This window comes from Acidobacteriota bacterium (assembly GCA_018268895.1).
GTDB lineage: Bacteria > Acidobacteriota > Terriglobia > Terriglobales > Acidobacteriaceae > Edaphobacter.
Map to the genome: position 1 here is coordinate 37,739 of JAFDVP010000009.1, position 11,712 is coordinate 49,450.

The 11,712-nt window shown below is 60.3% G+C and carries 8 protein-coding genes; all 8 read left to right on the plus strand.

The annotated features are described in order from the left end of the window. Window positions 1–143 precede the first annotated feature (143 nt). The 8 genes from JSS95_12055 to JSS95_12090 all read left to right on the plus strand — a co-directional run bounded on the left by JSS95_12055 (window position 144) and on the right by JSS95_12090 (window position 11,607). Window positions 144–3,044, plus strand: coding sequence for a bifunctional YncE family protein/alkaline phosphatase family protein (locus tag JSS95_12055; protein MBS1800544.1), 2,901 nt, complete (start codon window positions 144–146; stop codon window positions 3,042–3,044). 993 nt (window positions 3,045–4,037) lie between these two features. Next, window positions 4,038–5,123 (plus strand): galactose mutarotase, encoded by a 1,086-nt coding sequence (locus JSS95_12060; GenBank protein ID MBS1800545.1) that lies wholly within the window; start codon window positions 4,038–4,040, stop codon window positions 5,121–5,123. 129 nt (window positions 5,124–5,252) lie between these two features. Then, entirely contained in the window at window positions 5,253–5,978 is a 726-nt protein-coding gene (locus tag JSS95_12065) for a CoA transferase subunit A (protein MBS1800546.1), read from the plus strand. A 97-nt stretch (window positions 5,979–6,075) separates the two neighbouring features. Next, a complete protein-coding gene (locus tag JSS95_12070; protein MBS1800547.1) occupies window positions 6,076–6,732 on the plus strand; it encodes a CoA transferase subunit B in 657 nt (218 codons plus the stop codon). 87 nt (window positions 6,733–6,819) lie between these two features. Further along, window positions 6,820–7,839, plus strand: coding sequence for a glycosyltransferase family 2 protein (locus JSS95_12075; GenBank protein MBS1800548.1), 1,020 nt, complete (start codon window positions 6,820–6,822; stop codon window positions 7,837–7,839). A 287-nt stretch (window positions 7,840–8,126) separates the two neighbouring features. Continuing rightward, entirely contained in the window at window positions 8,127–9,803 is a 1,677-nt protein-coding gene (locus JSS95_12080; protein ID MBS1800549.1) for a lactate permease LctP family transporter, read from the plus strand. Window positions 9,804–10,115: 312 nt separating this feature from the next. Continuing rightward, a complete protein-coding gene (locus JSS95_12085) occupies window positions 10,116–11,021 on the plus strand; it encodes an NAD(P)-dependent oxidoreductase (GenBank protein ID MBS1800550.1) in 906 nt (301 codons plus the stop codon). 238 nt (window positions 11,022–11,259) lie between these two features. Beyond that, window positions 11,260–11,607: a hypothetical protein gene (locus JSS95_12090; protein MBS1800551.1), complete on the plus strand. Its 348-nt coding sequence runs from the start codon at window positions 11,260–11,262 to the stop codon at window positions 11,605–11,607. The last annotated feature ends 105 nt before the right edge of the window (window positions 11,608–11,712 follow it).

Consider the following 11,712-nt stretch of genomic DNA (forward strand, 5'->3'; position numbering starts at 1 on the left):
GGCGGCGAAGATGGGGCACCCGGCCCCGTGATTGCCGATGTTTTGGGTGCCTCATCCTTGCGCATACTGCTTTTCATAGACCTGACTTCGCGCATTGACTGACAATCAACAACTGGTGGTGTATACAGATGCAGAGGAATCCCATGCGCCAAAAGGTTTTGTCACCCACGGATGTGTTGCGAGTCGCTGCGTTTTTTGCGCTCGTGAGCCCTGTCTTTGTCTTTGGTCAGACGCCGCAACCACAGCCGAAGACCGACAGCTCGGGTTTCAATGTTGCTCCGATGAAGGATGAGGTGATGGGGAACGACAAGGCCCCTCTGCTGAAGGGGGGACTCAAGTCGGAGGCGACGAGCCCGGAGCGGACCGTGGGGCCGCAGCAGGACGGTTCGGTTGTTGTCTCGGACAATCAGAAGCTGACGCCGGCGGGAAGGATTGTCGACCTTGGCTCGCCGGTGCGTGCCAAGGCGATCGCGCTCAATCCGAACCCGATGGCTCACAGCGCGGCTGTTCTTCTGATGGGGTCGCCTGAGCCGATTATCATCGTCGACACGGTCACGGGCCAGGTGCTTCAGCGTTTTCTTCCGGATGCCAGCGGCGCCTCCATCAAGGACAGGAGCACGGGATCGTTCGCGGGTATTACGTATTCTTCCGATGGCGGGAAGCTACTCTTCAGCCAGGACAACAACTATGTTGTGGTTGCGAAGGTGGACAAGAAGACGGGCCTGCTGAGCAGCGAGCAGAGAGTGGCCCTGCCTCCCCCGCCCGCGGACGGACGTCCTTATCACAATGCGAAGTCCATCTATCCGGGCGGTATTGCGTTCTCCGCGGACAACAAGCGCGCTTATGTCGCGTTGAATGTGGCGAACACGCTGGGAGTGATCGACCTGACGTCTTCTCCGGCGAAGCTTGTTGCGCAGATCCCGGTGGGGAATGTTCCGCACAGCGTTATCGTTCGCGGCAGGTATGCCTATGTCAGCAATGAGGGCGGAAGGCCGGCGACGAGTGAGGACTTCACTAACTATTCGGACGGAACGCCGATTGTCGTCGACCGCAAGGACGCTTTTGCGATTACGGGTACGGTGTCGGTCGTCGATCTCGCGGCGGGGAAAGAGATCAAGACGATCCCTGTCGGCCTGCACCCGGTGGGAATGACGATGGCCGGATCGAGGCTCTATGTGGCGAATGCCTACAGCGACAGCCTGTCGATCATCGACCTCCAGAACGACAAGGTCATCCGCACGATCAACCTCAGCGCCCCGATTGGCGGCGGGGCCTTCGGCGCAGGGGCGAATGGCGTGGCAGTGACGGACGATGGCAAGGCTTATGTCGCGCTGGGCCAGGCGAATGCTGTTGCCGTCGTCAACCTACAGGGGCGCGATGAGCACCCTGTGATCGGCTATATCCCGACGGGATATTTCCCCACGTCGATCACCTACAACAAGGCGCAGAAGCAACTGGTGGTGGCGGACGATAAAGGGCTGGGTTCGCGCGGGAAGACGACGACGAAGGACGGCGTCGTGGGATACAACACCCACGCCGACATGGGCGTGGTGAACCTGATTCAGGAGCCGAACGCGAGCGAGTTGGCGAGGTTCAGCAAGCAGGTCTTCGACAACAATCACTGGAACCTGACGACGAACATTGAGGTTGGCAAAGAGTTTATCGACCCGAACGCCGCGCCGGTAGCTGTTCCCAAGCATATCGGCGAGCCTTCGCTGATCAAGCATGTCTTTCTGGTCATCAAGGAAAACCGCACCTACGACCAGATGCTGGGAGACGTGCCGTGGGGCAATGGCGCGAAGGAGCTTGCCGTCTTTGCATCGGCGGTTCCGAACCAGCATGCGTTCGTGAAACGGTTCCCTCTGCTCGACAACGTTTATGCGCCTAGCCGTCAGTCTGCGGATGGTCATCCGTGGATTGGGATGTCGGGGTCTTTCTACGCTAACGATATTCTGTCACCTGATTGGATCCGCTCTTACCCAGGAGGCGGCGCGGAGGACCCACTGACATACACGCCAAGGGGCTTTCTATGGACCGAGGTGGAGGCGAAGGGGCTGACCGCCAGAATGTATGGCGAGTGGAGCAGCGGGACGACGATCGCGCGCAAGAAGGATGGCTCGGAGTATACGTGGACGGACTTCTACAACACGTCGCTGTGCAAGGAGGGCAAGGCCCCTGCCTCGAGCTGCATCGTTCCCGACGATGCGATTCATGTGAGCTCGGCGATTCCCTCGGCGGCAAAGATCATGGATCCACACTATCCGCCGTTCAATCTCGGTATTCCCGATCAGTACCGCATGGACTACTGGATCAAGGAGTTCCAGCAGATGGATGCGGCGAACAAGGTTCCGAACCTGACGATCCTTTGGCTGCCTGACGATCACACCGCAGGCAGCTCGAAGGGGCATCCTTATCCCAGCAACTACCAGGCGGACAACGATCTTGCGCTGGGGCGCATGGTGGAAGCGATCAGCCACAGCAAGGTCTGGGGGCAGTCCGCGATCTTTGTGGAAGAGGACGACTCACAGGGAGGGACGGACCATGTGGATGGCCACCGCCAGCCGGTCTACATCATCAGCCCGTACACGGCGGCTCCACAGGCTCCGGGGCAGGGCAAGACGATCCACACGACTTATACGGCTGAAAATATCAATCGCACGATCGAGAACATTCTGGGCACGCAACCGCTGACGCAGTTCGACCTGGTGGCGTCGCCGATGTTCGACGCCTTTCAGAACACGGCTGACCTGACGCCATTCGATTGCCTGCCCGCGGTTCTTCCGCTGGACGATGGCCCCGATCTGCCTGCGGGAAAGGCCGTCTCCTACAGCCCGATGGAGAAGTCATGGATGAAGGCAACGGCCAAGGTGATGAAGGGGAAGTACGACAAGGCAGATGCCGTCGATCCGAACTTTCTCAATCATTCGACGTGGTATGTCACGACGGGATGGAGCAAGCCGTATCCGGGCGAGGACAAGGTGCTCGCTCCCGGCCCGCTGGTGAAAGCCGCGATGAAGTATAGCGGGGATGATGATGACGATTGATGCTGGGCTGGCGTGCTGGGGTTCGCGCATTCGCGCGAATGTTCCCATATCTGGCGATGAGACCGCCAGATATGGGGCACCCGAGCTCTTCTAAACGAAGAACACCTCAACCCTTTGTCATCCTGAGCGAAGCGCAGCGGAGAGCCTGCCCTGAGCGAAGTCGAATGGGAAAGACCTGCATTTGTCCTCTCCCCGACAGCACTTTACGAGGTAAGAGAAAAATTGCAGGTCCTTCGACTACAGGTTCGCAAAAGCGCGAACCCTTCGCTCAGGATGACAGTCTTTGGGGGATGGCGAGAGAGGGCCAAGGGCCCGTCGCTATACCAGCCCAGGGCGTAGCCCTGGGTCATCTTGCAGAGAGATGCGAAGAGGCTGAAAGCCCGTGCCAATCGATAGAGCGGGCTTTCAGCCCTTCAACTCTCTCGGTCCACGATACCTGGGGCGATGCCCCAGGCTGGTATAGGATGGGCCTTCGGCCCTGATTGCCGGGCAGATCATTGGCGCTCATTGCCGCGATAGGAGGCGTTCCGAGAGCCTTCCCGGGCAACAACCTCTTGGCCTTCATGATTCATCCCACCCTTCACTTCGTGAAGGATGGGGCACCCGAGCTCTTGTTACTTTAATCGGAGACCGAGGCTCGAGCCTTCCGAAAGGCCCGGAGGGACAAAGCTCCAAAAGCAACTGAAGTTCCTGTAAGCACGATGCTCATCGCTGCCCTGACAGGATGTCTTGAGTCAGTGACACCGAATGGTCTCGCGGTGGCCCTATGAACCACATGCCGAAGATGCAGATCAGCGACCAAATGGAAAGCGCGATGCTTAGGCATCCTCCGAGAACGAGAGCGATCTTCGATGCGAGTTTCACATCTGCATCTTCCCACATACTCGTTCAAAGTCGCGTTTCCGGTATATTGGCTGGGTTGAGGCGAGGGCCTCGAATGTGAGCAGTTGGCTTGTGCGGGAGTGAAGCGTGACGATACGTGGGTTAGCGGTTATGCTGCTTAGCATGACTATGGCGGCGGCAGAGGCACACGGGCAGGTTTCTAAGGCGGTGTTTGGAAAGATGCCGGATGGCACGGCGGTGGACGTCTATACGCTGAAGAGCGATGCGGTTGAGGCGCGGGTGACGAACTTTGGCGCGCGCATCGTTTCTGTCAGGACGGCGGACAAGACGGGCAAGGTCGCGGACGTTGTGCTGGGGTATGACTCGCTGGCAGGGTATCTCGCCGATAAGAAGACTTATTTTGGCGCGGTGGTGGGGCGGTACGGGAACCGTATTGGCGGAGGGAAGTTTTCGCTGGATGGGAAGACGTATCAGTTGCCGCTGAACAACAATGGCAACTCGCTGCATGGCGGCGACGTTGGGTTCGACCAGCATGTGTGGGCGGCGAAGGAGGTTGCCGGCGGCGTGGAGATGACGCTGGTGTCGAAGGACGGCGACCAGGGTTATCCGGGGACGCTGACGGCGCATGTTCGTTACACGTTGCACCACAATGCGCTGCGCATCGACTACAGCATGTCGACGGACAAGGACACGGTGGTGAACCTGACGAACCACAGCTACTTCAACCTGGGTGGGGTGGGGAGCGGCACGATTCTGCATGACGAGATCATGATCGCCGCGGACAAGTACACGCCGACGAACAGTGGGCTGATTCCGACGGGCGAACTTGCTCCGGTTGAGGGGACGCCGATGGACTTCCGTAAGGCGATGGTGATCGGCAAGAGGATCAACGACCACTTTGAACAGTTGACGATGGCCGGCGGCTACGACCAGAACTGGGTGCTGCGCGGTGCGAACGGCGAGATCAAGACGGCGGCGCGGGTGCACGATCCGGTGAGCGGGCGGGTGATGACGGTGACGACGACGGAGCCAGGAGTGCAGTTCTATACCGGCAACTTTCTGGATGGCAGCTTCAAGGGGCCGGGCGGCGTGGTGTATGCGAAGAACACAGGTCTGTGCCTGGAGACGCAGCACTATCCGGATTCGCCGAACCATGCGAACTTTCCGTCGGCGGAGCTGAAGCCGGGGCAGGCGAGGCACAGCATGACGACGTTTACGTTTTCGGTGGAGAAGTAGAGAAGGTGGCTTGACAGGTAACCGCAGGTCCTTCGACTGCGTCTTTGCTGCGCAAAGACTTCGCTCAGGATGACACCTTAGTTGGAAGGGGGGCTCCTTTTGGGAGGTCGCCTGGGCCAAGGAGAACGCATGAACAAGGTTGTAGCGTCGGCGGATGCGGCGGTTGCGGACATTGCGGCCGGTTCTACGATCATGCTGGGCGGCTTTGGGCTTTGCGGCATTCCGGAGAACCTGATTGCGGCGCTGGTGCGGCGTCGCATCGCGGGGCTCAATACGATCAGCAACAACATGGGCGTGGATGGTTTCGGCATGGGGCTGATGCTGGAGGCGGGAATGATCGCCTCGCACATTGGCAGCTATGTGGGCGAGAATCGTTTGCTGGAGAAGCTGGTGCTTGCCGGTGAGTTGAATCTGACGCTGGTTCCGCAGGGGACGCTGGCGGAGAGGATTCGCGCGGGCGGCGCGGGGATTCCCGCATTCTTTACGGCGACGGGGCTGGGCACGGTGGTGGCCGACGGCAAGGAGACGCGGAAGATCGGCGATCGCACGTATGTGCTGGAGACGGCGTTGCACGCAGATGTTGCGCTGGTGAAGGCGTGGAAGGGCGACCGGCTGGGGAACCTGGTGTATCGGCGGACGGCGCGGAACTTCAACCCGGCGATGGCGACGGCGGCGAAGCTGACGATCGCAGAGGTTGAGGAGCTGGTCGAGCCGGGCGAGCTGGACCCGGACCAGGTGGTGACGCCGGGGATCTTTGTGAAGCGTGTTGTGGTGGGCGAGAAGTATGTGAAGCCGGTGGAGTCGAAGTTTATTGCGGCGATGAAGGCGAAGGCGGGTTCTGGGAGTAGGGGATAGGGAGTAGAGATGCAGGTCCTTCGACTGCGCTCCCTTCGGTCGCTTCGCTCAGGATGACAATTTTCAGGGAACAGGGAACAGGGAACAGGGTGAGTCGATGCAGGCTAAGGAGCTGATTGCCCGGAGGATTGCTCGTGAGGTGAAGGACGGGTTCTATGTGAACCTGGGCATCGGGCTGCCGACGATGATTGCGTCGTATCTTCCGGCGGGCGTGGATGTGGTGTTTCAGTCGGAGAATGGGATGTTGGGCGTGGGGCCTCCGCCGGACGACGCGCATACGGACCCTGACCTGGTGAATGCAGGCAAGCAGCCGGTGACGGAGCTGCCAGGGTGCGCGTACTTCGGCAGCGATGAGTCGTTTGCGATGATTCGCGGGGGACACATGGACATGAGCGTGTTGGGCGCGATGCAGGTGGACGAGCAGGGCGATCTCGCGAACTGGATGATCCCGGGCAAGATGGTAAAGGGCATGGGCGGCGCGATGGACCTGGTGGCGGGAGCACGGCGGGTGATCGTCGCGATGGAGCACCAGACGAAGGAGGGCGAGGCGAAGATCCTGAAGCGGTGCACGCTGCCGCTGACGGGGACGCGCGTGGTGCACGATATCGTGACGGAGCTGGGGTGGATCAGCGTGACGACGGATGGACTGGTGCTGACGGAGATCGCTGAGGGGTTCAGCCCGGTTGAGGTTGAGCGGAGGACGGAGGCGAAGCTGATTGTCTCGCCCGAGTTGCGGAGGATGGTTGTCGCGTAAGAAGCGGTTCGAGCTTCGCTCGAATGACCACCTTAGCGACTTCGTCGCGAAGATGGGGCACCCGATGTTTTGGCATCAAAGAATCTGATGACTTCTTCCGATGAGATGAAGATGGATGACGCGCGGGCGCCGCTGGTGCTGGTCGTCATGCTGAACTGGAACAGTGCAGAGGAGACGCGGACTGCGCTGGATTCGGTGCTGCGGATGCGCTATGCGAACTTTCGCGTGCTGATCGTGGACAACGGATCGCGCGATGGCTCGAATGTTGAGCTGCGCGGGCTTGTGGGCGATAGGGTGGATCTGCTGGAGTCGCCGGTGAATACGGGCTATACGGGCGGCTGCAACCTCGGTTTGGGACGTGCGCTGGAGATTGGCGCGGACTATGTGTGGTTGCTGAATAACGATGCGGTGACGGGGCCGGAGACGCTGTCGTCGCTGGTGGCGCTGGCGGAGAGCGATGCGAGGATTGGGCTGGTGACGCCGCAGATTGCCGCGCTCGATGAAGACAGGGTGACGTTTGCGGGAGGTGTGATCGCGCCGAAGCGGAAGCTCTACGAGGAGACGAGCGATGCGGCGGTCGCGGCCGCGTGGGAGAGGGAGTATCCCGACGCCGGGCTGGTGATTGGCACGGCGATGCTGGTGCGGGCGGAGGTGATTCGCAGGATCGGCGTACTGGACGCGGCGTTCTTCGCGTACTTCGAGGACATCGATTACTCGGCGCGGAGCGCGGCGGCGGGGTTTCGCAATGTGGTGGATGCGAGATCGGTGGTGCGGCACTTTGAAAAGAACCGCAACACGAGGCCGCTTGAGATCAGGCCGCACTACTGGTATTACATGGCGCGCAACGAGAGCCGGTTCTGGAGAAAGCACCTTGGGCTTGCGGGGGGGCTGAAGCTGATGTGGCATAGCTGCAATGGATTTCTGCGGCATCGTAACCGGCTGCGCGAGAGGCCGGAGAGCCAGCGCGCGATTCTCACGGGGTTGTGGCATGGATGGCTGAACCGTGGAGGCGAGTACGATTCCGCGGCCCGTATGCCTGCGTTGGTTGCTGCGGTGGTGGAGGTGTATGGCAGGCGCGGGGCTTTGCGGGTGGGGTCAGTTGCGTAAGGCGGTTCGCGCTTTGGGCGAATGATCCCATATCTGGCGATGAGACCGCCAGATATGGGGCACCCGAAGTGTCGGGGGGATTCGGGTTCATAACCCATGGCGCACTGTACGGCGGTTTGACGATGGTTGAAGCGTTGCCCTAAGATTTTTTCGACTCGCGTATTGGCGAAGTGGCGGTAAGGCGGGTTTCTACGAAGCGGCATACCTGTTGAATCTTTCAAAACATGCAGTTCGATGTCGGGTGAGGCGATCCGGCATCGACTTGATGTTTCCCAGGAGATCTGGCGTTGACATGGCAGCAGACGTATCTTCTCTTTGGCTTTGGGCGCAACGTTTCTTTTCTGCTTGCCGCGCTTCCGATCTTTACGATGCTTCTGCTGCTGGGGGTTCTGCGCAAGCCCTCGTGGATGGCGGGTCTGTGCGGGCTGGCGGTTACGTTTCTGCTTGCGGTCTTCGGCTACCACATGCCTGTGGTGACGGCGCTTAGCGCATCGGCGTATGGAGCGGCGTTCGGTCTGTTTCCCATCTGCTGGATCATCTTCTGGGCGATCACGCTGTTTCGCGTAACGGTGGAGACGGGGCGCTTTGAGATCATCAAGGATTCGATTGGGCGGCTGACGCCGGACCCGCGCCTGCAGGCGCTGTTGATCGCGTTTACATTCGGCGGATTTCTGGAGGGAGCTTCTGGGTTTGGCACGCCGGTGGCGATTGCTTCGTCGATGCTGATTGGACTTGGGTTCTCGCCGTTCAGCGCGTCGGCGCTGTGTCTGCTGGCGAACACAGCCCCGGTTGCGTTCGGCTCGATTGGCATTCCGGTTGTGACGCTAGCGGGGACGACGGGTCTGCCGCTGGACCAGATCAGCCGCGCCGTGGCGGCGATCTGTTCGCCGCTGGCGGTGATCGTACCGCTGTACCTGGTGATGGCGATTGGCGGCGCGGGCGCTCTGTCGGGCGTGGTTGTACCTGCGCTGCTTGGCGGTGCGGTGTTTGGCGGGATGCAGTATGTTGTGGCGGCGTACTTCGGCCCCGCGCTGACGGACATTTTGGCCGCGATTGCGACGATGTGCGTATTGGTCGCTTACCTGAAGCTGACCGCGCCGGCGGATGCGGCAGAGCCCGATGCGGCCCAGGCCGCGATGCTGCGGCGGTTTGCGCGCATGGGCGAGGATGAAGAGAGCGCCGCGCCTGAGGTGGAGCGCATCGTACCCGACTATTCGTTCCGGGAAGTGCTTCATGCGTGGATGCCGTATGGGCTGCTGGTGGTGTGCGTGCTGTTGTGGGGATGGCCGCCGCTGCAACGGCTGCTCAATGATGCGACGGTCGTTATCCAATGGCCGTTTCTGCACGATGTGGTGCAGCGGATGCCGCCGATCGTTGCGAGCGAGACGCCTTACCACGCGCTGTTCAGCCTGAACTGGCTGTCGGCTTCGGGGACGGCCTGCATGGTGGCGACGCTGCTGTCGGTGGTTGCGCTGCGCATGAGTGTGGCGGAGTTTGCGAGAGTGCTGGTGGCGGTCGCTCGCCAGTTGAGCCTGCCGGTTGTGACGATTGCGTCGGTGCTGGGAATTGCGTTCCTGATGAACTACTCGGGCGCGACGGCGACGCTGGGGCTGGCGTTTGCCGCAACGGGCGTCATGTTTCCGTTCTTCAGCGTGCTGCTGGGCTGGATCGGCGTGTTTCTAACGGGATCGGATACTTCCTCGAACGCGCTGTTTGGGAACTTGCAGGTGGTGACGGCGAACAGCCTTGGTTTCTCGCCTGTGCTGATGGCCGCCGCGAACTCTTCGGGCGGCGTAATGGGCAAGATGATCAGCCTGCAGTCGATCGCGGTGGCCGCGGCGGCGACGGGGCTTACCGCAGGGCAGCAGGTGAAGCTGTTCCGTTTCACACTGCGGCACAGCGTTCTGCTTATCATGGTGACAGGCGGGGTCGCGTTGTTGTACGCGTATGTGTTTCATTTTTGACTTAGAGCGTTTTGGCGTTGGTAGTGCAATTTTCCGTCGGGCGTGGTTTTTCGGCATGGATTTATGTCGCGCTTTCAGCGCTCGGAGCATCGCTTACCTGGGCCTTCGGCCCAGGCGGGTATATGTTGGGCCTTGGCCCCTGGACTACCCATGACTGAAGAATGCTCTAGTGCTTTCCGAAGTGAAGAGCGGTGCAGTCGCGGGGGAAATACAGGGATTCTTCGCCTTCGGCTCAGAATGACGACAGGTTCATCGTAATGACGGCGGTTTCATAAATCTCGGCAAGAGGAAAAACAACGGAAGGGGAAACACATGGCGAATCTGGGATTTCTTGGCCTGGGCATTATGGGCGGCCCGATGGCGAAGCACCTGATTGATGCGGGCCACGCGGTGGCGCTGTGGTCGCATAACGCGGAGAAGGCGACGCGGCTTGCGGCTAAGGGCGGGACGGCGTGCAAGACGCCGGCGGAGGTTGCTGCGGCGAGCGACTGTATCTTTCTGTGCGTGGGCGATACGGCGATGTCGCGCGAGGTGATCCTGGGCAAGGACGGGCTGATCGAGCGGGCGCGGCCGGGGACGATCATCGTGGATTGCAGCACGGTTTCTCCTTCGGAGAGCCGCCGCATCGGCGCGGAGCTGGCGAAGAAGGGCGTTGAGTTTCTCGATGCGCCGTGCACGGGATCGAAGGCGGGAGCGGAGAATGGTCAGCTTACGTTTATGGTTGGCGGCAAGAAAGAGATATTCGAGAAGGTTAAGCCGTATTTTGAGCTGATGGGGAAGCTGCTGTACTACTGCGGCGGCGCGGGTATGGGGCTGCACGCAAAGCTTTCGCAGAACATGGTTCTGGGCAGCCTGCTGCAGGCGTTCAATGAGAGTCTGGTGCTTTCGACCAAGGCGGGCGTGGACCCGGAGCTGATGCTGGACATATTGAACAACAGCGCGGCGCGGTCGGGCTTTATCTCGGCGAAGGCGCCGATGGTGTTCAAGCGAGACTTTTCGACGAACTTCTCGGTGAAGTGGATGGAGAAGGACATGCGGCTGATGCTGGAGTCGGCGGCGGAGCTGGATATTCCCGCGCCGGTGACCTCGGTGGCGCAGCAGATGCTTCGCGCGGCGATTGCGAAGGGTTACGGCGAGGACGATATCTGCGGCTCGATTCGCGTGCTGGAGGATTTGACGGACACGGTGGTGAAGGGCTCAGGCAAGCCGCCGGCGTGAGCTTTCCGGCTGATGTATTTGATTGGGAGTTCGGGGCGTCCTTCTGGACGCCAATCCACGCAATCTGTTTGAATCGTTTCTGGTGTGGTGAATCGGACGGGTTTCAGCCCTCGGCTTTTGGCCCGAACATAGCCTGGGGCTATGCCCCTGGCTGGTATAAAGTGGGCCTTCAGCCCATGGCGGGTGGAACGATTAAGACCTCCCACACAAGCGAGGCTCGCCCGGAGACGAGAGTGAGATGCGAATTGCAGACATAAAAGCCGGGTTTCTTCAGGCCACATTGCTGGTGCTCGTTGTGTTTTTTCCCCTTTGCGGGTTGGCTTCAGCGCAGGGTACGTCCAAGCCGGGCAGCGATTCATCTGCGAAGCAAACCGCACAGCCCGCAGCGAAAGCTCCGATGACGGAGGCCGAGAAACGCAAGGCGGACCTGGAGGCGGATACGGAGAAGCTTTACAAGCTGACTCAGGAGCTGAAGGCCGAGGTGGATAAGAGCAACAAGGACACGCTCTCTGTCTCGGTTGTAAAGAAGGCGCAGGAGATTGAGCGCCTGGCGAAGAGTATCAAAGAGCGTTCGAAGGCGCAGTAATAGACACATCCTGTTTCGGGCCGGTTGCATCCAACCTGATACGCTGCTCAACTGCCTTTCTGTACTGATTCTGCAAATTCCTGGCTATTCCCATAGCTTTGCCCG